General features: G+C 47.6%; 39 protein-coding genes and 1 pseudogene. 36 read left to right on the top strand and 4 right to left on the bottom strand.

Features of this window, described 5'->3' with window-relative positions; all coding sequences use genetic code 11:
* Positions 1 to 4 precede the first annotated feature (4 nt).
* From RS881_RS06315 to RS881_RS06430, 24 genes are all read left to right on the top strand, one after another.
* Positions 5 to 544, top strand: a complete 540-nt coding sequence (locus RS881_RS06315) for a hypothetical protein (protein ID WP_315820296.1) — start codon at positions 5 to 7, stop codon at positions 542 to 544.
* On the top strand, positions 478 to 1,317 hold the full coding sequence (locus tag RS881_RS06320) for a hypothetical protein (protein ID WP_315820297.1): 840 nt from the start codon (positions 478 to 480) through the stop codon (positions 1,315 to 1,317). The genes RS881_RS06315 and RS881_RS06320 overlap by 67 nt, the downstream gene beginning before the upstream one ends.
* 189 nt (positions 1,318 to 1,506) lie before the next feature.
* Positions 1,507 to 2,772 (top strand): hypothetical protein, encoded by a 1,266-nt coding sequence (locus RS881_RS06325; RefSeq protein ID WP_315820298.1) that lies wholly within the window; start codon positions 1,507 to 1,509, stop codon positions 2,770 to 2,772.
* Entirely contained in the window at positions 2,736 to 3,104 is a 369-nt protein-coding gene (locus RS881_RS06330) for a hypothetical protein (protein WP_315820299.1), read from the top strand. Before RS881_RS06325 ends, RS881_RS06330 begins: the two co-directional genes overlap by 37 nt.
* Positions 3,105 to 3,128: 24 nt before the next feature.
* Positions 3,129 to 3,452 carry a hypothetical protein gene (locus RS881_RS06335; protein WP_315820300.1) on the top strand — a complete coding sequence of 108 codons (324 nt, stop codon included), beginning with the start codon at positions 3,129 to 3,131 and terminating at the stop codon, positions 3,450 to 3,452.
* A 14-nt stretch (positions 3,453 to 3,466) separates the two neighbouring features.
* Positions 3,467 to 3,793 (top strand): hypothetical protein, encoded by a 327-nt coding sequence (locus RS881_RS06340; protein ID WP_315820301.1) that lies wholly within the window; start codon positions 3,467 to 3,469, stop codon positions 3,791 to 3,793.
* Positions 3,794 to 3,896: 103 nt separating this feature from the next.
* Positions 3,897 to 4,157, top strand: a complete 261-nt coding sequence (locus RS881_RS06345; protein WP_315820302.1) for a hypothetical protein — start codon at positions 3,897 to 3,899, stop codon at positions 4,155 to 4,157.
* The gene (locus RS881_RS06350; protein ID WP_315820303.1) at positions 4,118 to 5,017 is read left to right on the top strand and encodes a hypothetical protein; all 900 of its coding nucleotides are present in this window, start codon (positions 4,118 to 4,120) and stop codon (positions 5,015 to 5,017) included. Before RS881_RS06345 ends, RS881_RS06350 begins: the two co-directional genes overlap by 40 nt.
* Positions 5,018 to 5,066: 49 nt before the next feature.
* On the top strand, positions 5,067 to 5,261 hold the full coding sequence (locus RS881_RS06355; protein ID WP_315820304.1) for a hypothetical protein: 195 nt from the start codon (positions 5,067 to 5,069) through the stop codon (positions 5,259 to 5,261).
* A gap of 104 nt (positions 5,262 to 5,365) precedes the next feature.
* A complete protein-coding gene (locus tag RS881_RS06360) occupies positions 5,366 to 6,154 on the top strand; it encodes a hypothetical protein (protein ID WP_315820305.1) in 789 nt (262 codons plus the stop codon).
* The gene (locus RS881_RS06365) at positions 6,111 to 6,845 is read left to right on the top strand and encodes a hypothetical protein (protein ID WP_315820306.1); all 735 of its coding nucleotides are present in this window, start codon (positions 6,111 to 6,113) and stop codon (positions 6,843 to 6,845) included. Before RS881_RS06360 ends, RS881_RS06365 begins: the two co-directional genes overlap by 44 nt.
* 32 nt (positions 6,846 to 6,877) lie before the next feature.
* Positions 6,878 to 7,825, top strand: coding sequence for a hypothetical protein (locus RS881_RS06370; RefSeq protein WP_315820307.1), 948 nt, complete (start codon positions 6,878 to 6,880; stop codon positions 7,823 to 7,825).
* Positions 7,729 to 8,769 carry a hypothetical protein gene (locus tag RS881_RS06375; protein ID WP_315820308.1) on the top strand — a complete coding sequence of 347 codons (1,041 nt, stop codon included), beginning with the start codon at positions 7,729 to 7,731 and terminating at the stop codon, positions 8,767 to 8,769. Before RS881_RS06370 ends, RS881_RS06375 begins: the two co-directional genes overlap by 97 nt.
* Before the next feature lie 22 nt (positions 8,770 to 8,791).
* The gene (locus tag RS881_RS06380; RefSeq protein ID WP_315820309.1) at positions 8,792 to 9,115 is read left to right on the top strand and encodes a hypothetical protein; all 324 of its coding nucleotides are present in this window, start codon (positions 8,792 to 8,794) and stop codon (positions 9,113 to 9,115) included.
* The gene (locus RS881_RS06385; protein WP_315820310.1) at positions 9,097 to 10,548 is read left to right on the top strand and encodes a hypothetical protein; all 1,452 of its coding nucleotides are present in this window, start codon (positions 9,097 to 9,099) and stop codon (positions 10,546 to 10,548) included. Before RS881_RS06380 ends, RS881_RS06385 begins: the two co-directional genes overlap by 19 nt.
* A gap of 225 nt (positions 10,549 to 10,773) precedes the next feature.
* Positions 10,774 to 11,487 (top strand): glycerate kinase type-2 family protein, encoded by a 714-nt coding sequence (locus tag RS881_RS06390; protein WP_315820311.1) that lies wholly within the window; start codon positions 10,774 to 10,776, stop codon positions 11,485 to 11,487.
* A gap of 54 nt (positions 11,488 to 11,541) precedes the next feature.
* Positions 11,542 to 12,090: an MOFRL family protein gene (locus RS881_RS06395; RefSeq protein ID WP_315820312.1), complete on the top strand. Its 549-nt coding sequence runs from the start codon at positions 11,542 to 11,544 to the stop codon at positions 12,088 to 12,090.
* Between the two features lie 11 nt (positions 12,091 to 12,101).
* Positions 12,102 to 12,392 (top strand): GntT/GntP/DsdX family permease, encoded by a 291-nt coding sequence (locus RS881_RS06400; protein WP_315820313.1) that lies wholly within the window; start codon positions 12,102 to 12,104, stop codon positions 12,390 to 12,392.
* Between the two features lie 43 nt (positions 12,393 to 12,435).
* Complete coding sequence (locus RS881_RS06405) at positions 12,436 to 12,729, top strand: GntT/GntP/DsdX family permease (RefSeq protein WP_315820314.1); 294 nt, start codon at positions 12,436 to 12,438, stop codon at positions 12,727 to 12,729.
* Complete coding sequence (locus RS881_RS06410; RefSeq protein ID WP_315820315.1) at positions 12,696 to 13,010, top strand: GntT/GntP/DsdX family permease; 315 nt, start codon at positions 12,696 to 12,698, stop codon at positions 13,008 to 13,010. Before RS881_RS06405 ends, RS881_RS06410 begins: the two co-directional genes overlap by 34 nt.
* Positions 13,007 to 13,435 carry a GntT/GntP/DsdX family permease gene (locus RS881_RS06415; RefSeq protein WP_315820316.1) on the top strand — a complete coding sequence of 143 codons (429 nt, stop codon included), beginning with the start codon at positions 13,007 to 13,009 and terminating at the stop codon, positions 13,433 to 13,435. The genes RS881_RS06410 and RS881_RS06415 overlap by 4 nt, the downstream gene beginning before the upstream one ends.
* A gap of 96 nt (positions 13,436 to 13,531) precedes the next feature.
* Entirely contained in the window at positions 13,532 to 13,876 is a 345-nt protein-coding gene (locus RS881_RS06420; RefSeq protein WP_315820317.1) for a hypothetical protein, read from the top strand.
* Positions 13,873 to 14,100, top strand: coding sequence for a hypothetical protein (locus RS881_RS06425; RefSeq protein WP_315820318.1), 228 nt, complete (start codon positions 13,873 to 13,875; stop codon positions 14,098 to 14,100). The genes RS881_RS06420 and RS881_RS06425 overlap by 4 nt, the downstream gene beginning before the upstream one ends.
* Positions 14,100 to 14,534, top strand: coding sequence for a hypothetical protein (locus RS881_RS06430; RefSeq protein WP_315820319.1), 435 nt, complete (start codon positions 14,100 to 14,102; stop codon positions 14,532 to 14,534). Before RS881_RS06425 ends, RS881_RS06430 begins: the two co-directional genes overlap by 1 nt.
* Positions 14,535 to 15,125: 591 nt before the next feature.
* Here the strand turns inward: RS881_RS06430 and RS881_RS06435 are convergent.
* Positions 15,126 to 15,653, bottom strand: a complete 528-nt coding sequence (locus tag RS881_RS06435) for a Panacea domain-containing protein (RefSeq protein ID WP_315820320.1) — start codon at positions 15,651 to 15,653, stop codon at positions 15,126 to 15,128.
* 355 nt (positions 15,654 to 16,008) lie between these two features.
* On the opposite strand from RS881_RS06435, the gene RS881_RS06440 reads away from it, so the two are divergent.
* The 3 genes from RS881_RS06440 (at position 16,009) to RS881_RS06450 (ending at position 17,188) form a co-directional block, all read left to right on the top strand.
* Positions 16,009 to 16,386: a hypothetical protein gene (locus RS881_RS06440; protein ID WP_315820321.1), complete on the top strand. Its 378-nt coding sequence runs from the start codon at positions 16,009 to 16,011 to the stop codon at positions 16,384 to 16,386.
* A gap of 68 nt (positions 16,387 to 16,454) precedes the next feature.
* On the top strand, positions 16,455 to 16,682 hold the full coding sequence (locus RS881_RS06445) for a carbon-nitrogen hydrolase family protein (protein ID WP_315820322.1): 228 nt from the start codon (positions 16,455 to 16,457) through the stop codon (positions 16,680 to 16,682).
* A 14-nt stretch (positions 16,683 to 16,696) separates the two neighbouring features.
* The gene (locus RS881_RS06450; protein WP_315820323.1) at positions 16,697 to 17,188 is read left to right on the top strand and encodes a carbon-nitrogen hydrolase family protein; all 492 of its coding nucleotides are present in this window, start codon (positions 16,697 to 16,699) and stop codon (positions 17,186 to 17,188) included.
* A 4-nt stretch (positions 17,189 to 17,192) separates the two neighbouring features.
* Here the strand turns inward: RS881_RS06450 and RS881_RS06455 are convergent, their stop codons facing one another.
* Both RS881_RS06455 and RS881_RS06460 read right to left on the bottom strand, forming a co-directional pair.
* A complete protein-coding gene (locus RS881_RS06455) occupies positions 17,193 to 17,384 on the bottom strand; it encodes a Rid family hydrolase (RefSeq protein WP_315820324.1) in 192 nt (63 codons plus the stop codon).
* Complete coding sequence (locus RS881_RS06460) at positions 17,381 to 17,650, bottom strand: RidA family protein (RefSeq protein ID WP_315820325.1); 270 nt, start codon at positions 17,648 to 17,650, stop codon at positions 17,381 to 17,383. The genes RS881_RS06455 and RS881_RS06460 overlap by 4 nt, the downstream gene beginning before the upstream one ends.
* Positions 17,651 to 17,669: 19 nt before the next feature.
* Between RS881_RS06460 and RS881_RS06465 the strand changes: the two genes are divergently transcribed.
* Complete coding sequence (locus RS881_RS06465; protein ID WP_315820326.1) at positions 17,670 to 17,882, top strand: hypothetical protein; 213 nt, start codon at positions 17,670 to 17,672, stop codon at positions 17,880 to 17,882.
* A gap of 426 nt (positions 17,883 to 18,308) precedes the next feature.
* Positions 18,309 to 18,959, top strand: a complete 651-nt coding sequence (locus RS881_RS06470; RefSeq protein WP_315820327.1) for an START domain-containing protein — start codon at positions 18,309 to 18,311, stop codon at positions 18,957 to 18,959.
* A 45-nt stretch (positions 18,960 to 19,004) separates the two neighbouring features.
* Here the strand turns inward: RS881_RS06470 and RS881_RS59090 are convergent.
* Positions 19,005 to 19,783, bottom strand: a pseudogene (locus RS881_RS59090) (DUF92 domain-containing protein).
* Positions 19,784 to 20,052: 269 nt separating this feature from the next.
* Here RS881_RS59090 and RS881_RS06485 point away from each other — a divergent pair.
* From RS881_RS06485 to RS881_RS06515, 7 genes are all read left to right on the top strand, one after another.
* Positions 20,053 to 20,421 (top strand): hypothetical protein, encoded by a 369-nt coding sequence (locus tag RS881_RS06485; protein ID WP_315820329.1) that lies wholly within the window; start codon positions 20,053 to 20,055, stop codon positions 20,419 to 20,421.
* A gap of 88 nt (positions 20,422 to 20,509) precedes the next feature.
* Positions 20,510 to 21,016: an FHA domain-containing protein gene (locus RS881_RS06490; RefSeq protein ID WP_315820330.1), complete on the top strand. Its 507-nt coding sequence runs from the start codon at positions 20,510 to 20,512 to the stop codon at positions 21,014 to 21,016.
* Between the two features lie 87 nt (positions 21,017 to 21,103).
* The gene (locus tag RS881_RS06495; RefSeq protein ID WP_315820331.1) at positions 21,104 to 22,222 is read left to right on the top strand and encodes a PP2C family protein-serine/threonine phosphatase; all 1,119 of its coding nucleotides are present in this window, start codon (positions 21,104 to 21,106) and stop codon (positions 22,220 to 22,222) included.
* A gap of 334 nt (positions 22,223 to 22,556) precedes the next feature.
* The gene (locus tag RS881_RS06500) at positions 22,557 to 23,066 is read left to right on the top strand and encodes a serine/threonine-protein kinase (protein WP_315820332.1); all 510 of its coding nucleotides are present in this window, start codon (positions 22,557 to 22,559) and stop codon (positions 23,064 to 23,066) included.
* Between the two features lie 88 nt (positions 23,067 to 23,154).
* On the top strand, positions 23,155 to 23,490 hold the full coding sequence (locus RS881_RS06505) for a protein kinase family protein (RefSeq protein WP_315820333.1): 336 nt from the start codon (positions 23,155 to 23,157) through the stop codon (positions 23,488 to 23,490).
* 205 nt (positions 23,491 to 23,695) lie between these two features.
* Positions 23,696 to 23,992 carry a hypothetical protein gene (locus RS881_RS06510; RefSeq protein WP_315820334.1) on the top strand — a complete coding sequence of 99 codons (297 nt, stop codon included), beginning with the start codon at positions 23,696 to 23,698 and terminating at the stop codon, positions 23,990 to 23,992.
* A 34-nt stretch (positions 23,993 to 24,026) separates the two neighbouring features.
* On the top strand, positions 24,027 to 24,254 hold the full coding sequence (locus RS881_RS06515) for a hypothetical protein (RefSeq protein WP_315820335.1): 228 nt from the start codon (positions 24,027 to 24,029) through the stop codon (positions 24,252 to 24,254).
* Positions 24,255 to 24,349 lie beyond the last annotated feature (95 nt).

Consider the following 24,349-nt stretch of genomic DNA (forward strand, 5'->3'; position numbering starts at 1 on the left):
GCGTATGAGCGTTGAAATCGCAAGATACCAGTTTCACTCATGGGCACGTAAGGGCATTGCCGGTAATATCATTGAGAGCGATGACCTCGGTACGGGTAGTGGTACTACCGTTGAAAGGGCCGAAGTGCCAGTGGCCGTATCCCTGAATGGGGCCGGTATGGCCAAGAATTTTGCATTGATTGGTCCGGGCGATATTACCGGCATCAACCACAATATGATCGTGCGGGTGGAACCCCTCAACTGGATCACCGACTTTGAGCCCAATTACCTTTCCTTCATAGAGTTTTATGATGAAGATTTTGCCTGGCGTTATACCCCGGCCGCACCACAAGGCTCTAAACTGCGTCCCTGGATCTTTGTGCTCGTATTAAAAGAAGATGAGTTCGACCGCACCAAACGAAAGATCCCGGTGCCTTCTATTACCGTCAAGAAAAAGAAGCCTTCCCACCCGTCAGCGAAACTTGGTTATGGGCCCACATGCACAGCAATGCCGATATACCGGATAATGAATTATCGGATTATGAGAAGTTCTTACTCTCCCTGAATAAAATAACTACCGACGATCCCGACCAGGTATATTCCAGGATCATGAGCCCGCGCAAACTGGAACCCAATACAGCTTACCATGCTTTTTTGATCCCTGCTTTTGAAACGGGCCGCCTGGCCGGACTGGAGCAGCCCACTGCCGGCGTGAATGCCCAACAAGCGTCCTGGGATAACAATGGCGCCCGGGGCGAAATGCCCATATATTATGAATGGTTCTTCCGCACCGGTACCAATGCCGATTTTGAATCATTGGTCAAACTGTTGCAGCCAAGGCCCATGGACCCCAAGGTAGGCATCCGCGATATGGATTGCTCCCGACCCGGATTTGTGCGCGCCGATAATCCCGCATTGGAAATAAGCGGCACACAACCACCCATTATTGGATTAGAAGGCGCCTTGAAATCGCCGTCTACCATTTCCACTGTTTTTCCCAATCCGCCAACGGCCAAAGATTTTCAACAACAACTACAGGAGATCGTCAACCTGCCTGCTACCATTATTGGTAAAGACGATTCAGGCGATCCCATCATTTCCGTACCACTGTATGGTGGTAAACATGCTAAGAAATCGGCCAATGAAGTAGTACTCCTCGATATCAATAAAACCACCTGGCTCCACGATCTCAATAAAGATCCGCGTACCAGGGTGCCGGCGGGTTTCGGTACCCGCATCATCCAAAAGCACCAGGAGAAATACATGCGCAAAGCCTGGACGCAGGTATTAAAGATCATAGAAGCCAACAAACGTATACGGGCCACCTTGTTTTTATGAAAGTGTCCCTGCAGTTTACCGTAAAAGTTTCAGTAAACTGCCTACCACTACCTTACTGGCCATCAGCAAGCCCCTATTGCCACGCATTATGGGCAGCCCCACTACCATCCACCAGCAAATACAGGAAAGTCGGCTGCCCCTGGCTGTTTTTCAGGTGCCTTCAGGCGAATCATTCGCCCCAATGGCAAATTGGCCAGGCGCCTGGGCAATAGCCTGCCTTTTAATTATGGAAACCTGGTTACCCAACTGAATGAAGGAACCGTAACCGCAGCGCCGCCGAAAACCACCCCGGCGGGCATGCCCAATACCGCCGGCATCGCCAGCCAGGTTTTTCCTTATAAATTACCCGCCTGGCTACTATGGTTATTGAAAAACTTTGAACTCTTCCTACTCATTCTATTACTCCTTCTTGTACTACTGGCCTTCATTACCGGTGCATTCCTGGTATTGGGTATATTGGCCGTATTGGCTGCAGTGGCCTATCCTTTCCTGAGCAAACTAAAAGCAGATGTGGTTGCTGCCGAAGCCATTGCTGATCCACAAAAACAAGTCGACGCCATTGCACAAATACCCGTACGTCCCAATTTTACCTTAACCCTTAGCGACGAAACCACCAATCCCGGACCTACCCCCACCGGTACCACCACCGATAGTGTGGAAGCCAGGAACTTCAGAATGGCCCTCACAGGATTTACCAAACGCCTGGCTGTTGTACAACCCGTACGCGAAATATTGCCTTTGAATTTGGCCAACGCTTACACCAAGGTAAGCACCGCCATTCATCCACATACTTCCTTCCCTTATCGCTTGTCATCACTGGTGCAATTCCCGGCCTATATTAAAATAGATCGCCCGGAAACCATTTTCCCGGCCATGGCTTACCCCGATTTTGAAGAACCGATGTATAAGCCCTTGTCTGATATTTCCGGCGAACTGTTGCTGCCCAATCTCAAACTGATACCCAACAACACCATCTCCCTATTAAAGACCAACCAAAAATTCATTGAGTCCTATATGGTGGGCCTCAACCATGAAATGGGGCGGGAATTGTTGTGGCGTGAATATCCTACCGACGAACGGGGCAGCTATTTCCGCCAATTCTGGGATGTGAAGGGTATTATTAAACCGAAAGAAAATAAATCCGAAGCAGAACTGACCGAGGATTACAAGGATATTAAACCCATACATACCTGGCCCATCAGTAGCGACCTGGGTCGCCACAATAACCGCGATGCCCAGGGCGATGCAGAACAAACCGTATTGGTGATACGCGGTGATTTACTGAAGCGTTATCCCAACACCCTCATCTTTGCACAGAAGGCCATCGCCGGTAAATCAGAAGAAGAACCCGAAATAGACCTTGACCTTACCACCCAGGAATTTGAACAACAGGTGAAGTTCCCTTATACAAAGCTGAATTGCCACCCGATATTAAATTCTTTGGGTTTGACCTGACCATTAAGCAGGCCCGTGGTATTGATCTTACCCCGCCGTTTACAGATCACCTCGGCTGGTTTTTTATTATCCAGGAATTACCGGGTGAACCAAGGTTTGGTATGGACATTAGTTTCAACCAGGGAAGTGATGGCCTGTCGTGGGACGATCTGGCCTGGACCAATTTACCCGGTAATACAAAATTTATTAAAGCTGGCGTAAGGCCCACTATACACCCCTCCGATGATTTCAGGTGGGGAGCCGATTCGGCCAATATGGCCTTTGTATTGTTTCAAAAACCCAGTATGGTGGCGGTACATGCTAAAGAAATGCTGGACACCCTGCCTGCCTGATCAACCAAGTGTTAAACACCTATTATGGAAAGCTGGAAAGAACAAATAGCTGCTATTGAAGTACAACGGAAAAAAGTGCGCCAACTGGATCAGCAATTGTATACCGATAAAACCGAATTGCTGAAGACCGAAAAAGCACTGCAACAAGCTACCCGGGGTGATACCCGATTGCCTGCTGATGCCCAGGCCATCGCAGCATTGAGAACATTGATTGCCCAATTACAACAAGAGCTGCAACAACTGAGCAGTGAAATGAATGCCCTGGATGATTTTCAGGCCGCATTGAATGATAACTCCAGTCGGATTGAATTCCTCAAAAGAAAATTGCCACTACCAAAGATCAAATAGTACGGGTAAAGGAAGTGCTGGAAGAAGCAAGACATGCACAAAACCCCGATCCCAAAGAGATAAAGGAAATTGAGGCGCAGTTAAGAACACTGGAACAATTGTTGATTGAACTGGAAAAAGAATTAGCCGCGGCCGAAGTAAAAGCAGCCAGCTTGCAGCAGCAACAACAAGAAGTTAACGCACGCCGCGAACAATTGCAGGAAAAAGAAAAGACCTGCAAGCCCGTTTATCACAGGCCCGGGAAAACCTGGGCGCCGCTTTACAATCACCTGCAACCAATACGGATGAGCTGGAAGCAAAAGAAAAGAACTGATTGCCAAAGCCAACAAAGGGAAAAATGATTTAATAGATAACCGCATAAAACTCCAAACCACCATTGGTGCCATCTATGTAGATCCCCACCCGCGCGAACTACTTACCCACCTCGACGACAGCATTCCTTTTTTGATGATGCCCGTGCGCATTGAAACAAGGTTTATTGCTACCCGTGAACATACAGAGTTGTGGTTGCGTATTTATCCCGATGACATCGCCGTGCACACCCACGAAGAAACACTGACGGGCGAAGAAGTGATCGAAGGAACTAAATACTGGATAGCCCTCTTTGATGCTGAAAAAATGGCGGTGATGAAAAGGAGGATATTAAGAAATCGGCCTGGAGTGATATGGTTACCTTGTTTGGCCCCCAACGCAGTGCCTGGGTAGCCAGCCAAACACAACCTCCCAACTGGCACCACCTCGATGAACTGAATGATGCCAGTGAATTGCATTTTCCCGAACATGACCTCACCAAAACAGCGGCCTGGAGCCGGGCTCCCCGCACCCGGGTATTGCCCGATCGGTTTGTGGTGATGCTGTATGAAGGCGCCACCAGGAAAGAGGTTGTAGGCAACCCTATCCCCGATGAACTGTTTGTTGGTCCCGATCCCATGGAAGTGGAAGATGCCTTTATTACCAAAGATGAAAAACTCGTATTTGGGGAAGCCTTCGACTGGACCTCCAACTTCGACAAAGCGGTACAATATGGCATGGGTTTTAAAATACCCCTCAATGCCACGCAGGCTGTCAATGGCTTTGATAAAATATTGGTATTGGGTCTTAACCTGTCGGCCGATGAAAAGATGAGCAAGGCCCAGCTGGAAGAATTGATCGATAACCACCATTACTCACCCAAAGGATTTAGCCTCATTAAACAAGGTTCGCCTACCAATAATACCGAAGCCGATGGATCGGGTTACACCAAGAACGATCCCTTTAGCGAGATCAGTTATTTTGTAGAAACACAGGAACCCATGTGCTTCCCCGGCGATGATTGCGATTGCGATGGAAAGAACCTGGCCGATGCCCTGGGCATTGATTATGTACCGCTGGAACATATCCTGAATTGCGATACCACCGATTATACCGAATCCGTGGCCATGAATACCGCCCTGTATCCTTCCACCCTGGGCTATTATTTCAGTACGATGTTGAGTCCGGGATTAACCGAAGAGGACCAGGATAAGCTACGTGATTTTTTTGTGCAGTATGTTACCGGTCGTGGCCCCTTCCTGCTTTGCGTGTAGGCAACCAGCCTTATGGTGTTTTATTGACCAGCGATTTCTCCAACTGGCAATGGCAAAAAGAGAAGAATTCCTGGGAACTCCGTTCCTCAATAAGCTATACACATTACTGACACATTATCAATCCCTCTACGAATCAATCCTGCCCCAGTTAATGTATGTAGGCAAACCCAATGAAGACCCTTCTAAAGTACTCATGGATATCCTGGGTTTACAACCCGGCTCCGCTTCTTTTACCAACGTGTAGGGTACAGTACCGATTACCTGAAGAACCTCGACGATTTTCAACACAACGGGAAATATGGGGCTGATATATCCAAAACCTTCGACAGCAAAAACGACCTGCTGGCATTGTTCAATGCCTGGGGCAATTCCATGATGGACGATAAAGGCGTGTTGCAGATACCCCAGCAGTTTCGCCTTGTATTTCAACATTATCAAACCTTGCTGGATGCGGCTAACCTGGTCGACAATATGCCTCTGTCGGAAAAAGACAGCATCCATTATTATAACGAAGCAGAAAAAAAGAACTACCTCAATTGGTTAAAGGAAGCCAATACCATCGCCGCCCTCGAAAAGCAGGATTTTGGCGCCGGCATCAAAGCCCCTTCGGCCTTGCTGTATATGCAGCTTAGAAGAGCGTTGATTCTGCAAATACATGATGCTACTGTGCGTTGGTTCAGAAAGAAAGACATACGGCTAAATCAAACCATCAAGCCCGTCAACTTCCACAACATCCGGCCACAAGGCGATCTTACCAAATGGGAAGTGATGAAGGCCAAGGTGGCCGTAGCCGATCCCAACCACTGGCAAAAAAATAAACTGATATCCGAATACCTCTTGTCAACCGGCAAGAGAGAAGACGAAGCTGCCTTTCTCAATAAGATCAGGGAGTCATTGGACTACCTGTCGGACTTGCCCACGGCGAGGCTGGAACGCTGTTTTACCGAACACCTCGATACCTGCACCTACCGCCTGGATGCCTGGCAAACAGCCCTGTTCAATACCCGGCTGCGCAAGCAACGCAAGCTAAAACCAGAGATATCACATGTATCACCCGATCATAAACACGATGGTACGCCCCATACCCATGAGGGTGCTGCCCATGGTCCCGCAGGTGGGGATGCCCCGGGGCGGTGATCATGATGATTTGGAACACGGAGGCGATCATGGTGATGAGCAAGGAACAGGTGAAAGAAAAACAGGTATTTATCTCGCCTCCTTCGGATGGGTCGAAAATGTAAAACCTGCCTCCCGGCGGCAGGTAGTGAGAGATACCGTGCCCGGGAAACTCGTTCCTAAAAACAATGCGCCTCTCTTTGAGTATATCGACAACGGCGGTTTTGTGCATGCACCCTCACTAAACCAGGCTTCGGCAGCAGCCGTACTGCGCAGTGGTTATATGAGCCATGCTACACCGGCCAGCCCCGATACCATGGCCGTTAACCTATCTTCCGAACGCGTACGCCGCGCCTTGTTCATATTGCAAGGTATTCGTAATGGACAGAGCCTGGAAGCCCTGCTGGGATACCAGTTTGAAAGAGGCCTGCACGACCGCGCTTCGGCCGACAACAGTTTGAAAAAACTAAACCTGTACATCTATAATTTCAGGGATGCTTATCCCTTCAACCAACACCGCGTGCGTCAGCAGGGAACCAATGAAACCACCGAGGCCATACCAGCTAATAACGTAGTCAATGGTGTTAAGCTGGCCGAGGTAACCACCGTTTTCCCATTTGGCGCCACAGGTGATGTGGTAGGCGCCAGTCCCGCCGAACGCATTGCCATTATACTGGAAAAAGACAGACTGGCCGATTCCTCGATGCTGTAAAAGACCTCCTGCTTAGCGAAAGCATGTACCAGGTGGTGCAGGGAAATTATGAACGCGCTGCCGCCCTGGTCAATGCACTGAAAGACGCACAGATACCACCCGATATTGACATCATCAATACATCCCGCGGCCACCAGTTTACTTTTACCAACCGCGTTACCATTCACTTTGATAACCTCGATCCCAATGATCCTGGTAACAATCCCTGGTCACCCATCCCCATGACACCCCGTGCCAAAATGGAACCCGGCATTAACCAGTGGTTGAAAGGCATTGTGGGGCCGGCCGAAGACCTGATATTTCATGTAGCCCACCTCGATGCCCTGGGTAATGAAATAGCGTCTGATGATATCACCATCGATAAACTGCAACTCCAGCCCATTGATATTGTATACATCACCGGCAATGAACTGAATACCGGCGAAACACAGAACAACAAAGAAAGTAAAACTTCCACCTCCGAGCTGGAAAGCAGGATCGCTTATTATTATCGCCAACTGAATGCCCTGGATGATACCATCCCCGTAAAAATTGAATTCCTGCGGCCCGATACTATGCCGGGTAAAAAGCCCCTGGGCAAACTGCTTCCTTTATTGAGGCACCTTAAATCATTGATTGCCGATTCAAGACCCTTGCATGCCCAGGATTATGAACCACATTCCAAAACCAGCCTGGCCGATAAGAACAACCCCAAAGGATATGATGATGTGCAGTTGCTCAACCGCATTACCCCCATTCATACAGCTTATCAATTATTATTAACCGAACTCAATAATACCCCGGTACAAACCCAAATAGAAGATGAGAATGGTGTAGTGACTGTATTCAACGACCTGAAAGATGCCGTTACTGCCTTGAACGATAAAAACTGTCTTTTAGCGATGTGGTATTTACCCTGGGCAATACAGAAGCTGCCCAGTTGCAAAATACCTTGGTACACATTGCTGTTTTTGGATTGCCCGATTCCTTCCCCCAGGTAAGTGCTGCCCTGGATGATGCGGCCAAAACCATCTTGCTCGACCAGGCAAAAAGCGTGTGCCGGAGGATGGCCCTGGCCGATGCTCAAACTACCAGCCTGCTTACAGCAGCGGCAGCAGCTACCTTGATGGATAAGAAGATTGAAACACTGATCGAAGCAGGTAAAACAGTACTGTCGGAAGTATTTAATATACTACCCTTATTTGCATACAACAACGAAGCCGATATACAACAATCCAATACCGACAGAACCCAACTCCTTCAACATGCTACCGATCAATTGAAGATGACCTTTGTGGCCGACGAATGGATGCAGAATGCAGCCCATGTAAGGCCCAAACTGGCCCGCTGGGATTATATCCGCACCTTGCAGGAACTGTTTAATGGAACTACTTCCCTCGACCTGGATCCCGTGCAATTGCCTTACCGCGCCAAAGATTCCTGGCTGGCTGTAGCATTTCCTGATAAAGATCCCATTGATCCTACCCAGCCTTTCAATATTGCCCATGATACCTTGTCCGTATGTATACAGGGCAAGGCGGCCTTTATACCCGGCAGCAAACAGGCTGGCTTATTGATCGACGACTGGACAGAAGAGATACCTGCCAAACAGGAAGTGACCGGCATTAGCTTCAATTACAACCAGCCCAATGCCGCGCCACCCCAGGCCCTTTTACTGGCCGTAACACCCAGGGAAACAGGTGCATGGGATTGGGATAAACTGGTAGGTATTTTAAATGACACCCTCAAGCGGGCCAAACTAAGAGCAGTAGAACCACAATTACTGGATAAAGTAAATAAGCCCGAATTGGGCGTGTTGTTGCCGGCCTTATTGGCCAGCTTCAATGAGTATGACCTTGATGTGTCATTGGATTACCGGCTCAACCTGGTATTCTTTGCCCAATCAATACCCATACTGTCTGTAATGACCGCCACCAATAATTGATACCGATTTAAAAAGTTACATTATGCCAGAACTTGTATTCCAGCCATCCATGTTACTTTTGCAGGAATATCGCATTCCTTCTATAACCGCCTACAACAGGCTGGAGCCAACACCCCGTACGGCAAATTTCGACCGCAGCCTGAAAGCCGAAGTGCGCGATGCCCTATGGATGCTCACCCGCCAATGGCAGTTTGGTGAGTTCCAGGGCGAAGATGCTGCTACACCAGTCACCGCACAAATATTGGGCGAGCATACGACGATGGACAGGGTAGGCTTTCCCGCCAATACCTTTTTGCTTATGATGAAGCTACCCCATTGGAAACTAAAGTGGAAAGAGAAAAATTAACCGCCAACCTGTTCTTTGCTGTTCAGATGGGACGTTATTTCCTGCGCCTCATAAAACAAAAAGCCCTGGATGCCTGGATACCCGGCTTGCTTACTAAATACCAGTTGAATTATACGATCGATAAAAACGATGCCGAAGGCATTCAGTTGATGGCTGCTTCAAAAGACCTGCTGCCCGATGGATTTATCCTGCATGTTGATACCGTAACAATGGATGGTCCTCAAACCCGCTTTGAAAAATGGATGAACGACAACGCCATTCCCAATGGTGATCAAACAATATTTAAAGACATCGTATTACTATTCCAGCGTTGGCATGAAAGAAATTATAGCCAACCCGATCCGGCCATTGGCTCCGCCTGGTTGCCCCAACAACTCGAATACCAGTTTGCTGTAGCAGGCGCCCAACAACAGCAACAACAAAAAGTACTCACCGCCGATCAGTATGCCGAAGGCCACCTGGATTGGTATTCCTTCGACCTGAACCCCGGCCGCTCCCTGCCATTAGACCCCGAACCTGCCGGGCATGAAGCCATAGAAAACTTCGTATCGTTTATACCAGCCCCCATTGCTTTTAAAGGCATGCCCAACCCCAGGTTCTGGACCATGGAAGAGAACCAAACCGATTTTGGAAAGATCGACACTACACCCACAGGGGCCATGCACTTATTGCTGGCCGAATTTGGATTGATCTATTCCAATGACTGGTTTATGCTGCCCTATACCCTTGATGTAAATACCTTGTGTGAAATTAAAGGTATGACCATTACCGATGTGTTTGGACAGCATATCCTTATCAGGCCGGCAGGCCGTGGCGCCCAAACCAATTGGCACAAGTGGGCCATGTTCCAACATACCAATACCGCCAATAAAGATTCCAATAGCAACCTGTATTACCTTACGCCCTCTATTACCAAGGCACTCGAAGGCGATCCCCTGGAACAAGTGAATTTCCTGCGCGATGAAATGGCCAATATGGTATGGGCCGTAGAAAATACCGTTCCTTCACAAGCGGGGAAAGGGGTGAGCGGTAATGAAATGGCTTTGAAAGAATCACAGCCTGCTCCTTTTGTGCCAGTAGCCAATGCACCCATTCGTTATGTGTTGGGCACTACCGTGCCCGGGAACTGGATTCCTTTTATACCGGTACATATAGAAGGCAGCGATACCGAAATAAGATTACAAAGAGCCGCCATGCCCGGCGCCAAAGGCGCCCTGGGTGTAATACTAAAAGAAAAGCCGGCCCCTTATTACGTGAATGAAGAAGAAGTACCCCGTGCAGGTATTATTGTAGAGCGATCTTTCCAACGCACCCGATGGTTCAATGGCAGCACCTTCTTGTGGATTGGCCGGTTTAAAGAAGCCTGTAAAGGCGAAGGTTGGAGCAACCTGAAATTTGACCAGATAGAAGACATACTACCCAAAAATCCATAAATGCAATTGCTTAGGGTGGGTCGCTCTTTCAGAGCGGCTCACCCTGGTCATAAAGCGCTTCAGTCGCCAGCCTCTGGCTGGTGACGCCTATTTCAAAGCCTCCGGCTCCGCACTCGCTCGCCTCTGGCGAGTGAGGCCATTTCAAAGCCTCCGGCTTTGCTATTTTAATTCCATTTCAATACCGTCTCCGCCTAAATCAATTAAATTAGACCTTTTATCTTCAGCATGCATAGAGAAAAGGCGGAGCAAATCTTACGATCGGCCATCACAGCCGTACAACCTGCACAATTGTTACAACAACACCTCGTTGCTAACAACGGGTCATTGACTATTTGCGGACAGGTCATTGCCAACAATTCATTCAATAATGTATATGTCATAGGTGCGGGAAAAGCAGCCGCAGCCATGGCAGTGGCAGTAGAAGAAATACTGGGCAGCCAGATCACCGATGGCCTTGTTACTACAAAATACCACCATGCACTACCCACCCGGATGATCAAGATCAGAGAAGCCGCTCACCCCGTGCCGGATGAGAACAGCGTGCAGGCCGTTACCCAAACCCTGCAATTATTGGAAAAGGCAACACCAAAAGATATTGTGATATGCCTCATCAGTGGCGGCGCTTCCGCTTTGTGGTGCGACCTGCCACCAGGAGCCACCTTGCCCGAAGTACAAACAACCTTTGATCAGTTGATCCGGTCAGGCGCTGCCATCCAGGAGATCAATACCGTACGCAAGCATCTATCCGGCATCAAAGGCGGTCAGCTGGTACGCCATTGCAAGGGCGCACGTGTATTTTCTTTGATCATCAGCGATGTGCCAGGCGACGACCTGGGTATTATTGCCAGCGGCCCCACCGTGGCCGATCCTTCGACTTTTCAGGATGCATACGCCATTCTTTCCATTATCAATTGCTGTCCCTATTACCCCCAGGTATAATACAGCATATCGAAAAGGGTAGGGAAGGGGCTGCCCCTGAAACGCCCAAACCCGGTGAACCCCTTTAACAATACCCTCAATACCATCATTGGCAATAACCACATGGCAGTCGATGCTGCTGCCAGTGCCGCAAATAAAATGGGCTACCAGGTGCATACCATTCCCCATTTAATTACCGGAGAGGTAGAAGCGGCCGCCAGGGAATTATTGCAAACCGCCATCCATTACGATGGCCCCAAACCCGTATGTATCATTCAGGGCGGCGAAACCACCGTAAAGGTTACCGGCCAGGGCAAGGGCGGAAGGAACCAGCATTTTGTATTGACCGCTTTGTATGAACTATCCCAACAACAGGATCAAAGCCTTATTGACAACATGACTATATTGAGCGGAGGCACCGATGGTACTGATGGTCCCACCGATGCCACCGGTGCCATAGGCGATAAAACAACGCTAGTCCGTGCCAAACACCAGCAGCTTGAAATGGCTGATTATGTAAGCGCCCATGATGCGTATCATTTCTTCCAACTAACCAACAGCCTGATCATAACAGGCCCTACACAAACCAATGTAATGGACCTCATGATGGCCATTGTACAATAAACATCCGTAGCATGACAACCCCTTACTACCTTTTACTACTCCTGATAGCCAGCATCGGGTTCATTATCTGGATCACTGCTTACAAAAAAGTGAACGCCTTCTTTGCTTTGCTCGTAGCTGCTTTGGCCGTAGGATTACTGAGCGGTATGCCCCTGGAAAATATTGCGGGCATCCTCAAAACCGGCTTTGGCCATACCATGGAAAAGATTGGCCTGCTCATTATATTCGGTACCACTTTGGGGTTATACTCGAAAAAACCGGCGCTACCATTAGCATGGCCAACGCCATCCTGCGCATCGTAAAGAAAAGAATGCTCCCGCTGCCGTAGCCATCACCGGTTTCATTGTGGGCCTGCCTATTTTTTGCGATAGCGGTTTCATCATACTTAGCGGATTAAATCACTCACTGGTGAAGAAAACACATTTTCGCATGCCTGTCATGGCGGCCGTGCTGGCTACTTCCCTGTATGCCGTGCATTGCCTGGTGCCGCCACATCCGGGTATTACAGCCGCCGTGGGTACTGCCGGTGGCAACCTGGGTATGGTGATGCTATGGGGTATTGCCCTGGCCATCCCCGCAGCCCTGGTAGGTTATCTGTGGAGCGTGTGGCGTGGATCAAAATTACCCATGAATACATAGAGCCTGAAACCACCGATCCATTGCCCCGTCAATTACCCCCGGCCAGCCGTTCCTTTCTGCCCGTGGTATTGCCCATTGCCCTGATTGCCGCCAAGTCCATGATGCAGCTTTTTACACCGCAAAACACGACCCACGGCTTCTTTCAAAAAATGATTGCCTTCATGGGCGAGCCGGTGATCGCATTGGCCATTGGCATATTGGTGTCCTTTACCCTCATCCGGAAAGAAGATAAAAAGAAGCGTCCCACTGGCTTACCGGTGGTGTTGAAAAAGCCGGGATGATATTGGCCATCATTGCTGCGGGCGGTATGTTTGGCGAAATGCTGCAGGCTACCGGTATGGGCAAGAACCTCGGTGACCTTCTCAGCGGTTTATCACTCGGCATATTCTTTCCTTTCCTCATCACCGCTATCTTAAAAACAGCCCAGGGCTCCTCTACCGTGGCCGTTATCACAGCGGCTTCTTTGGTTACCCCCTTGCTGGCCAGCCTGGGTTTACAATCACCTACCGCCATTACCCTGGCCATCTTATCCATGGGCGCCGGCAGTATGGTGGTAAGCCATGCCAACGATGCCTACTTCTGGGTTATCAGCCGCTTTTCCAACCTCGAAACAGCTGCCACCCTTAAAGTATACAGCGTGGCGACCCTCCTGATGGGCTTAACTGTACAACTCATTATTTGGGTACTTTTTATCGTATTTGGATAGCGCTCACCCGCGGGTGGACATGTGGAACGGTTTTTATATAAGGCTTCAGGTAGTACTTTGACCGTAACCTTATTAAAATCTCCAAAAGTATTCTATATGAACCACCTCAAATGTTTGGCAACGATTGCCCTGTTCATGATACTATTTAACGGGATCCAGGCCCAGGAGCATACCAGAAACCAGTTCTATATTAAAGCGGCAGGCGGATACTTCTTCAGCGTATCCAATGGCCAGTTTCCCAACGTAGGCCCTTATCCCCCGCACGACGAAAATGTAGCCATCAATCCAGGTACCGGCGCTACTACCACCCTGCGACAAAAAGTATTGACCGGCTCCTATGGCGAAGGCGTACGGGGTGGTTTAACCGCAGGCTATGTGATCAATAAATATTTTTCCGTGGAGGCTACATTCAACTATTTCCACAGTGCAAAAACCTCATGACCCGCAGCATCACTACCATTCAGGGCACCAATACCGTGGTGGGCAGCATTGAATCAAACGGTCATGTCGATGCCGTCGATTTTGCCCCCAGTATCGTATTAAGCCCTGGCTATAAAAAATTGAATCCTTATATGCGCTTTGGATTTGCTGTGCCGCTATGGGGACGCTTGTACATTGAAACCGATGCCGCCAAAACAAGTTCAGTACAAGGCCAGCCCCGGTAGTGGTGGCACAAACCACCATCCACCGCAAGGAAGAAATAAAACCCTATCCCACCATTGGCTTCCAGGGCGCCTTCGGCGCAACCTATGCCAGTAAGAAACATTTCGATCTCTTCCTCGAAACAGAATACAGGAATATACCCGTTAAAAGTAAAAGCAAAGAAATAACCACCTATGATGAACTAACGAAGATCATCAACACCACCACCGGGCAGGAAATAGCGCCCCAACAAAAAAGAGGATTGGCCGACCTTAGCGTTGCAGAGCGCAATACCGACTACGTAACCACCCTGGATCAAAATTCCAATACACCCATTGGCACATCAGGTACCAAAACAAATTATAAAGACGACAACAAACCCGCCAACGACCTCAAATCATTCATCAATATCGGCGGCCTGGGCCTTAACCTCGGTGTGCGTTTTAAGTTTAAGTAATCTATCAGGAACTTGATAGGGATTCTTTTTGTTCTTGCCTGAACATTGTGGGAGTTGATGAGCTAGCAGCATTAGTTGTTAGGGAATTCGGGATATAATCAGGAGTACGTAAACACGGGGGAATAAAGGTAGTAATAACGAATGTCTTTAGGCGGAAAGTTATTTAGGGATATTATAAAGGTCGACGAAATATTGGGGATGGAATCGGCGCTTGTAATCAACTGTAGAACGTTTTTGATATCGGATTGGGGCAATGTTCCTAAAAACCGGCCCTCTCGAGTAGTGATAGCTCTACATACGTTGATATAGTTCCTTTGCTTTATTTCAGAGCAGTCCACAAACGACTGATGTGAAATAAACTGGCGACCCTTACTTGGAGTAATATGATATTGTAAAGCAATCAACTCTTGAGAGCTTACCTTATACATGTTCACATCAGAGTTGATAAAAACCGTCCCAATTTCAAACTGATCATTTGAAATTCCAACAACTACAGATATCTTTGGCTTGGGAGGCTTGGACTGATCATCGTGAAATAACTCAAATACTCTACCTACAGGTAGGTCAGCAATTGAACACATAAGCAATTGGCTACATTTTCTCTTGAATATATTTCAACATCTCATCATTAACTCCAGCACTTTTTGCAATTTCAATAGTAGACATGTGATCATTTCTAGCAGCCGCTTTCCATGCTTCGTCATGTGACGCTTCAGTTAGTTCTCCAAAAGATTTTCCACGATACTTACTAATTGATTCGTCTAGGAACTTAATCGCGCTTCGAGACAAAAATTTCCCATCAGCTTCTTTTAGTGGGATAACAATATATGGGGTTGCTGTCGCTATGTGTGCCGACAACTCCTCAACGAAATCAGTTTGCACCGGCAATGTATATTTGCCTTCAATTATCTTTACATAGTCGTAAAGTCGCGAGGGTACTGGGCCATTCAACATTGCAACATAGACATCTTCTGTGAAGGTGCGGCCGTAGGCTGCTATATGGGCTTTGTCAGCGAAATACAGAATCTTGAAAAGCTGATGCTTGTCAAGTTGTCCAGTCTTACTAAGCACATATAGTACTGGGGCCAAGAAGCGAACGATATCATTCTTTTTATCCATTAAAGGGGCTTTTTCATCACCTATATTATATAACGAAATATCAGAAGAGTAAGTTGCATATTAGTGTGTATTGCTAATATGCTAAAAATGAATGGGTTAGAAATGGACGCAAAGCGTATGCAGAAAATATCACTTGCAAGATACTAAACCATTGGATTATTTCAGCTAAATGTATCAAGATTAACATCCGGTTAAGGGCAACCCCTTAACAATCTAAATGATCATTTTCGGCAGATTTGCTTGGCTTATTTGTAGTTTTTTGCCCTCCCAATCATTGTATACTTGAGTTTAATCTCTATCCTTGGCTCCCGGTACACCTGTTCTTCCTCGTTACCTGGCTTACAAATATTAGAGGTTGGGCCTCCTGGGTCATGGTGCCCCCTTTTTTTTACATGCTTCCTCCATTGGAGGACTGATTGCTGGCTACTTCAAATGGAAAAAGAAAAACAATGGTAATACCGATGTTCCCCTGATCGCATTATTGCCCTTGATCCTTTCACGGTTGAAAAGCCATTGGTCATATTCCGGGACAGTACAAGGCATATACTTTTTTGATATTACAGCCAACCGGGAAAAGCTGTGGAGTAATGTAACAGGAATGCGGGAAATGTACAGTCATTTCAAACTTTCCACCACCTTTAATTTTTATGCCAGCGTTTGGGCTGGCTGGATCATGAAAGATATTCAAAACAATATTCTGCAAGTGATCAAAGCCCGGGCGCAACAAAAATAGGACAAGCTGAAAATGATTCGGCCAGTCACAGCAGGTGGAAAACTGCCAGGAATTTGTTAAATTGTTGCATGAAGATAGCCCTGGCGCAAATAAGGTCCCGCAAAGGCGATATACAATACAATCTAACAGCGGCCAACCATTTCCTTGACATGTCCTCGCTCCATGGCATAACTACAATCGTAATGCCGGAGCTTTCCATTATTGGGTATGAACCCGGATTAGCCAATGAGCTGGCCACCACACAGGAGGATAGCCGCTTCGATTTTTCCAGGACTTCAGCAATGCCAATCAGGTAACCATTGGAGCAGGCATGCCCATCAGGTCAGCGAAAGGAATACAGATTGGAATGGTGCTTTTTCAACCCCACCTGCCCAGGCAAACCTATGCCAAACAATATTTGCATGCCGATGAACTGCCTTATTTCGTACCGGGCGATCAGCAGTTGTATTTGACAGCAGGTGATACCAGGATTGGGCTCGCTATCTGCTATGAACTATCAGTTCCCCAACATGTGGAGAATGTACATAACAATGGCGCCAATATTTACCTGGCCAGCGTAGCCAAAACCATTCCCGGCGTAGAAAAAGCCATTCAAACAATGGCACAAACTGCCGCCCAATATGCCATGCCTGCTTTAATGGTCAATTGCGTTGGTTCATGCGAAGGCCTTCCAGCCGGCGGCCGGTCTTCCGTATGGAACAGCGAAGGCCGGTTACTTGGTCAGTTAGATGCTGAACAGGAAGGCCTGTTAATTTTTGATACCCTTACACAGCAAGTCCTTACCGTGTATAACACCAAATAAAAAACTACCCTTTTACCACTGCTGTCGCCTCAATTTCCACCAGCATCCCTTCCAGCGCCAAGGCAGGAACCGGGATGAGCGTATTAATAGGGAATTGCTTATCCGGCCACATCTTTTGAAACGCTTCGATCAGGATCTTTAATTTATCTCCATGGTGGTCTACTATTAGCGTGGTGACTTTAAATACCGATTTCATCGTGGCCCCTGTGATTGTAAAGCCGTTTGAATATTTTTTAACGCAAACTGAACCTGTGTGCGGAATGAAACACTTAGTTTGCCAGTAGTATCTTCTTCCCCTCCCTGGCCCGCTACATAAATAAGCTTACTGCTACCTGGAATTACCGCTATATGCGAAAACCCATAAGGTGTTGGATCGAATAGGCCAGCCGGATTGTGTCGTTTTTGTGCATTTGCCTGCGTCATAGTAAATAAAATGAGTACCGTAATCAATAGATATTTCATGTTTTTGATTTGAAGATCAATGAATACCTATACAGACAAACAACAGTTTGGAAACGTGACCAAAAGATGTGACCAGGGAAAAATAGACCACTTATTCCTTCAGGTGCGCCATGATACGGGCCGTTTCATCCGGGTATATCCTGATGAGGGCATGCGGATCGAATCGGGCGTAGGGCTTGTTTGCCCATTCGCCAGTAAAGTGATCTTGCTTGAGGGAAGCGCCGGCTTATGACAGTCGATACAGTTCTTCACCAGGGCGGTGGCAGGTAGCGTAGTTAACGTACAAAAATTCTGATTGTCAGCCGTATGACAACTTTTTTCCCCGAATGTCTATTTCTTCCCCAGCCTTGTTAACACATTGTGAAAATGCCACAATGCAAAGCACGATCGTACATAACACATACAGCAGTCGGTTGGTCATAGCCTTCAAATGTTCCTACAATATACCGATCCATTCCCTTTTCTACAACTCAATAACCCCATTCAACACCTCAGCAGAAAATCATAGGCCCAGAGCAATGCAACGTTCATTTTTGTACCCTGATCATTAATTGATCGTTAAGCCTTAACGTAATTACTTATCCTGATGAGATGAATTTGTCCCCCGCAATAGGGGTTTGGCCTCTGGAAACTGTCTTTTAATAATAAAACAAATGGCATGAAAAACGTACAAGTGCTTGGCTGTCTTCTCTTAATGCTGGTGCAGTCATTGTATGCCGGGGCAACCGGTGAGGGAGAATTTAAGTTGGTAAAGCAAGATGAGGTCCTTTCCTTGTATGAAAGGTGGATACCGGGCGGGCAAGGCGAGCAGGTGAGAGAGATCAAAGCCGTTTTTATCGTACGGTCCGATGTAGAATCAGTGATCAATCTCCTGATCGATCAGGCAAAAGGGAAGGAATGGAATACCAATGCCCGTAAATACAACGTATTACACACTGGTAACCGTACCAATTGGATCACTTATACCAGGTACAGCGTCCCTTGGCCTTTTGGCGACCAGGATTGTTGCCTGTCCTATAACGTCCATAAAGAATCGGCCAATCCCCGCATGGCCGTGATCAGTTTTGAAAGCGCACTGAATAATCAATTCCCCGTTACAACCTCCGTTACCCGCATTACCGGTACAAAAGGCAAATGGTTGTTGGAAGATGCCGGCTATGGACACATGAAAATATCCTACATCGTTTCCTCCCACCGAAGTAAAAAAGTACCCCGCTGGATAGCCGATCCCATTGTGAGGAACAACCTGTTCACTACCATGACCACTTTCAAATCTATATTGGAAAAAAAGAGAATCCTAGTTACATGATACTACTCGCCATTTATTACTTGCTACCTGCTATCATCAAAGCAATCAAGGCAGCAAAAATGTATTCAGAAAATTCACTACATCGTTGTTGATTAAATGCCGGCGTTCCAGCGAAGCACCTAGAATCGAATCACATAGGTTGCCCAGTAGCCCGGCCAGTAAAATAACGCCACTGTTTTTCCCGAAACCAACAAACATCGAATAAATGCTGGCAATAACCCCTGCCCCTGCCAGGCCCCAAAGGGTACCTTCTAAACTCACCACCCCATCCAACCCTTTTTCGTCTTTTTTGAAGCTTAGGATATTGTAGAAATTACGACCATATACCATGCCCAGTTCCGATGATAAAGTGTCGGCTGTGGCCGAAGCAAGACTACTCCCTGCCATGAGTAAATACAATTCCTGGTGCTTAGCGTCCACCATAGCCAGCAATCCCAGCAGCGCAGCCATACCTCCATTGGCCAACACCTGCCCCGTATTTCTTTTTGCGAATGCCCCTCCGTTAAAACGATAGCCGCTTTCCTGTCTTTTTTGTGTGCCGTAGCCAACACCCCCAATACAAAGAAAGCCACCAGCATCAGGATGCCCGCATAGCCACCTCCCGTAAATACCAGGAAGCCCACCAGCGCACCCATAAGTCCCGCGCGAAGCGTTAATTTACCTGCTTTTACACTGAGCAACATACCTGCCAACAGTGCAACCAGCATTAGAACATAAGGAGTAGTAAAGGTCGTATTCATACTGCCCCACGAAACTATACAAATTTCCCTTCCTGTTCCAAAGCTTTGGCAGAGACTGGCCACCCGCCACCCTCCATGCGCCATTCTCACAACCCGCAAAATCTGCGCAATCCTTCAATACCTGTACAATCTGCGATTTAACATTTCCTACAAACAATAAAACCCGAACAACCGCGTTTTTGCGCCCGCATCGGGTAAAACCAACTACACCTATTATTTCTCTTAATAAATTATTAAAAGCTGCACCACACCGGCGTTTTATATTTTCTTTATCATTCCCTTGCATCAAAATCTTCTACATTTAATCAGCAGCAACCCTTCCTGTATTTATTGCATACTCAACAGGTTTTAATATGAACAAACGACCCGGTAGTTTTTTGGGCGCTATGAAAAATTGGTTGATCCCGGAAAGCACAAAGGATGCTCCTGCGCCCATAACTAACAACGATGTCTTGAAAGAATTACTGGATTGCTTCGACGACTCCTGCAAAACCGAGTCCGTAGGCGCCAGCCTGGTATTCAACATGCACTTCCTGGTGATCCTCCATCCCGATGTATACGAACAGCGCCTGCCTTCCTTCCCCGTGGTGGTCAAAGAGGCCGTGAAGATGTATTATAAAAAGCTGGAGCAGTACAAAAAGAATTATGAAGACTTATCCCCCGTTTCCTCCCATTGGCAATTCAGGTTTGGCCCGGCTGCAGATTTCAACAACGAAAGATAGGCCCTTATGATATAAAGGTCATTGGCATGCTTACTGGCATTAAATCAGGCGCCCTGGGAAGCGAAAAAGGCATACCGCCAAAGTAACCATGAAATCCAGGGCCACCAATGTATTTGATAAAATGGATATCAATCTCGACGTACTACGCCATATCCATTTTGCCGAGAGTGGCAACTTTACAGTGAAATTCAGCAACGACCTTTCATTGGGCGGAGGCTCATTACTCAAACAGGCCCGCAATATGGATAGCGGCCTGGCCAGGATCGATTACTTCATGGGCGATAAGAACAAGGCTGATACCTATATCATGAGAGACACTGAAATTGTAATAGCCCGCAAGGAACCCGAAAACCAGGGCTATAATAATTACCTCCTCATCGATTCCAGCTACGTGTCCAATCCCCATGCCCGCATCCGGTTCAATGAGGCTGCTGGTAAATTCCAGGTTGCAGCTTTCAGTACCAACGAAACCAGGGTAAATGAGCTGGTCATTGCCAGGAGCGATGTCCATAACCCCCGTTGGTTCGACCTGGAACCCCAAAGCCAACTATTATTGAATGGCATCATTACCCTTGAATTTAAACAACAACCATAACAATGGCAACCATCCTCAGTACAGTGGCCTTTTGTTTATTGGTAATTATCCTGTTGATCAGGCATTTCAAAAACCTGCCCCGATAACATGAGAAGCATATTCTTAAATGGTAATACAGACCCGGGCAGGCGTCGCAAAGAAAATCAGGACGCCTGGATAGCAAGGCAGCTATGGTCAACCGATAATGCTTTAATAGCCGTCATTGATGGGGTAGGAGGGTATATGGGTGGCGAAAAAGCCGCTGCTATTGCCAGAGAAAGTATCGAACAGTATATGCAGCTACCCAAGGGCGATACCTTGGCCATGTTACGTGAGGCAGTCGTCTTTGCCAATAACCGAATTGTAGAGGAAAGGAAGAAAGATCAATACATCAGCGAAATGTGTTGCGTGCTTACCGCTGTAGTGGCCGATGTAGCAGCACAATCCCTTTATTTTGCCCACGTGGGCGATACCAGACTCTATCGCTACCGGGCCGGCAAATTACAAAAACTCACCAGGGATCACTCCTTTGTGGGCATCAGGGAAGATGCGGGTGATATGACCGAGATCGAAGCCATGCACCATCCCCACCGCAACCAGATATTGCGCGAGGTGGGCTCTACCTTCCACCGTCTCGATGATGAAGACTTTTTGGATTATGGAAAGGAAGAACTCCTGCCTGGTGATCATTTACTATTGTGCAGTGATGGACTCACCGATATGGTGACCGTACAACAAATGACCACCGTATTGTCTACCGGGCAACCCCTGGCCAATAAAGTCAATAGCCTGATTGCCCTCGCCAACGAAATGGGAGGTAATGACAATATTACCGTTGTGCTTCTAAAAAGCAAACCAGCCAAGGTAAAAAAACAGCCTACTACACCTACCCTTCCTGGCGAGTCAAATGATAACCTGCAGCCGCCTCACCCGATATCGACGCAGATGACTGCCGGTTCATCCGTTACCGAAGCAAGCGATTCATCCCGCCCATTGGCGGGACCGTCTCCCGCCTCACCGCTCACCGCTCAGGTTTCCCGCCCCTGGCTTCTCTGGGCGGCCCTCTTGCTCTTACTCATTGCAGGTGCAGGTTGGTATTTTTCTCCGCCCAGACCCATCGACATTCCGCCACCCGAAGTCATTGTTGTCGATAGCAACCAAAATGCCCCCTCTTCTGTACGTGTGAGCCACCCGGCCGTACCTGGTCCCGTGGTAGAAGAAAAATAGATACCCTGCGTATTGCCGCTACCCAAAATTGGAAACAGCTAAAACAGTATGCCGATAGCATAGGTAAAACCCTCCTGATCCTGCCCGTTAAAAACAACCCGGCAAAATTTGCCGCCATAGAAATAAACAAACAATCAGCCCGGCCTGGTGATACCCTCCTCTTGAAAGATCTGCGCCTCAGGGATTTGAAACCGGTATCCGCATCACCGTGCCCATTTTACTTAGAACAGATAACCTTGTCTTTGAAAATATCAAATATCCATTCAATAATTCTGTGAAATCCGACAGCAGCCATACCTCACTTTTGATCATGAACAACGTCAAGCGATAAAACATGGCCACTTCGATATTTAAGGAGTATTTCAAGGGATACGAGATCCTGGGAGAATTGGGTCGCGGCAATGCCCGCGTATTAAAAGCCAGGAGCCTTCAAACCGGTGAGCTCGTGGCCATCAAGCATTTTGCTTTTAATACCGAGCCCGATACACTCAGGCGTTTCCAACGCGAGAGCGAGATCATGAAATCCATCCAGCATGAGTACATTGTTAAGATCATAGAGGTACACCTCGATGCGGAGCTCCCTTATATAGTGATGCAATTGGTAGAAGGCGGCGATTTGCGCAGCCTCCTTAAAATGCACCGTACACTCGATATACCCACCATCATTCGCCTGGCCCACCACATGACCGAAGCCCTGGATGCTATTCATGCCAAAGCCGTGGTACACCGCGATGTGAAGCCCGAAAACATCATGTACAGGAAATTGCCCGGGGCGATATCCATTTCCTGCTCACCGATTTTGGTATTGCCAAATTGCGCGAACAGTCTGATACCATCACCGTAACCGGTGCTTCCATGCTTACCTATGATTATGCTTCCCCGAACAATTCAACCAATCCAAAAATGTATCTACCCCCACCGATTATTATTCTTTGGGCGTAGTAATATATGAATGCCTCACAGGCCTGGTGCCCTTTGAATATGAACAGGACGATCTCCTCATGCACATCAACCGGGTCATTGCTTCTCCTGTGCCGGTTCCCCGCATGCCCGAGCACCATTCATTGCCACCCAGCATGATGTTATTGCTCGAAGGCTTGCTCACCAAACAAGGGTCACACCGCCTGGCCGATCCCATACAGGTACGCCACCTCCTGAAAATGGCAGCCATTGAAGACCTGCGCGGTATCAGAACCTTACCGCCAGTTGAACAGCAGCAAACCGTTAAATACCAAGCCCCTTACCGCCCGAACCTATTCCGGCTCTAAAAGAGAAATTACCTTCATTGCCTTAGTCCTCTTGCTCATCAGCGTAGCGGTTTCTTTTCCTGGACTACCCTCGTTAGATCAAGGCCCAGGCTGCGGAAACTACGCCGCCTGATATAAAGCCCTCCCAGGTTCAGCAAGTAAAATATACCCCATCTGCCGCCAAAGAAAGTACCCCAATACCCCCATCGAAGCACCAGCCCTGGCTGTGATGCCCGTGCAGGAGGAAACAGTACAAATGCCCGGGCACAATCCGGGTATTCCTTTAAACAACGGTATTTATTTTAATGATTTTAGCGATCCTCAGGATAGCGTATGGGATATAGGTAAAGACGAGACCAGCGAATACAACCTCAAAGACGGAAAATATATAATGAAGGGATTGGCAGATAGCCTCTCCTATTCCACAACCGTAAAGTTCAACCTCGATATCCAAAAAAGATTTTACCATAACTGCCAATGCCACCCATTGGGGCGAAAGTGCAGGCGATCCTTTTGGTATTAACTTTTGCGGCGATCAGCAGCAGGATTCCTACTTCGTGTTCTACATTACTTCCAATGGTTATTTTTCCATCGGCGCCCTGGTAAAAGATCAATGGAATGTTTTGGTCGATTGGACTCCCTCTGCCAATATCCGTCCCGATGCAGGCCTCAATATGCTTACCGTCGAAAAGCAAGCCAATTCCTTACGTTTTCTGATCAACGACAAGTTGGAAAAACCTTATCCTTCACAGGCGGCTTCGGTAACTATTTTGGCCTTCGTGTAGATGGTGCTCAAACCGTTTCATTCGATCAATTGATTGTAAAAGGATCACAATAAAGTGCTATGTCCCTATAGGGGCTACTGCTTTTTGGAAAGATG

Origin of the sequence: Paraflavitalea speifideaquila (genome assembly GCF_032395985.1) — a bacterium.
Lineage (GTDB): Bacteria > Bacteroidota > Bacteroidia > Chitinophagales > Chitinophagaceae > Paraflavitalea > Paraflavitalea speifideaquila.

Coding starts and splice junctions, on each gene's coding strand:
- RS881_RS06450 (WP_315820323.1), top strand. CDS start 16,697: ATGCCCATCAGGTCAGCGAAAGGAATACAGATTGGAATGGTGCTTTTT.
- RS881_RS06380 (WP_315820309.1), top strand. CDS start 8,792: ATGCCAGAACTTGTATTCCAGCCATCCATGTTACTTTTGCAGGAATAT.
- RS881_RS06500 (WP_315820332.1), top strand. CDS start 22,557: ATGGCCACTTCGATATTTAAGGAGTATTTCAAGGGATACGAGATCCTG.
- RS881_RS06335 (WP_315820300.1), top strand. CDS start 3,129: ATGGAAAGCTGGAAAGAACAAATAGCTGCTATTGAAGTACAACGGAAA.
- RS881_RS06425 (WP_315820318.1), top strand. CDS start 13,873: ATGACCCGCAGCATCACTACCATTCAGGGCACCAATACCGTGGTGGGC.
- RS881_RS06320 (WP_315820297.1), top strand. CDS start 478: ATGCACAGCAATGCCGATATACCGGATAATGAATTATCGGATTATGAG.
- RS881_RS06465 (WP_315820326.1), top strand. CDS start 17,670: ATGAATACCTATACAGACAAACAACAGTTTGGAAACGTGACCAAAAGA.
- RS881_RS06490 (WP_315820330.1), top strand. CDS start 20,510: ATGAAATCCAGGGCCACCAATGTATTTGATAAAATGGATATCAATCTC.
- RS881_RS06495 (WP_315820331.1), top strand. CDS start 21,104: ATGAGAAGCATATTCTTAAATGGTAATACAGACCCGGGCAGGCGTCGC.
- RS881_RS06315 (WP_315820296.1), top strand. CDS start 5: ATGAGCGTTGAAATCGCAAGATACCAGTTTCACTCATGGGCACGTAAG.
- RS881_RS06400 (WP_315820313.1), top strand. CDS start 12,102: ATGACAACCCCTTACTACCTTTTACTACTCCTGATAGCCAGCATCGGG.
- RS881_RS06460 (WP_315820325.1), bottom strand. CDS start 17,650: ATGAAATATCTATTGATTACGGTACTCATTTTATTTACTATGACGCAG.
- RS881_RS06390 (WP_315820311.1), top strand. CDS start 10,774: ATGCATAGAGAAAAGGCGGAGCAAATCTTACGATCGGCCATCACAGCC.
- RS881_RS06455 (WP_315820324.1), bottom strand. CDS start 17,384: ATGAAATCGGTATTTAAAGTCACCACGCTAATAGTAGACCACCATGGA.
- RS881_RS06485 (WP_315820329.1), top strand. CDS start 20,053: ATGAACAAACGACCCGGTAGTTTTTTGGGCGCTATGAAAAATTGGTTG.
- RS881_RS06435 (WP_315820320.1), bottom strand. CDS start 15,653: ATGGATAAAAAGAATGATATCGTTCGCTTCTTGGCCCCAGTACTATAT.
- RS881_RS06415 (WP_315820316.1), top strand. CDS start 13,007: ATGATATTGGCCATCATTGCTGCGGGCGGTATGTTTGGCGAAATGCTG.
- RS881_RS06470 (WP_315820327.1), top strand. CDS start 18,309: ATGAAAAACGTACAAGTGCTTGGCTGTCTTCTCTTAATGCTGGTGCAG.
- RS881_RS06355 (WP_315820304.1), top strand. CDS start 5,067: ATGGCAAAAAGAGAAGAATTCCTGGGAACTCCGTTCCTCAATAAGCTA.
- RS881_RS06420 (WP_315820317.1), top strand. CDS start 13,532: ATGAACCACCTCAAATGTTTGGCAACGATTGCCCTGTTCATGATACTA.
- RS881_RS06350 (WP_315820303.1), top strand. CDS start 4,118: ATGGTTACCTTGTTTGGCCCCCAACGCAGTGCCTGGGTAGCCAGCCAA.
- RS881_RS06445 (WP_315820322.1), top strand. CDS start 16,455: ATGAAGATAGCCCTGGCGCAAATAAGGTCCCGCAAAGGCGATATACAA.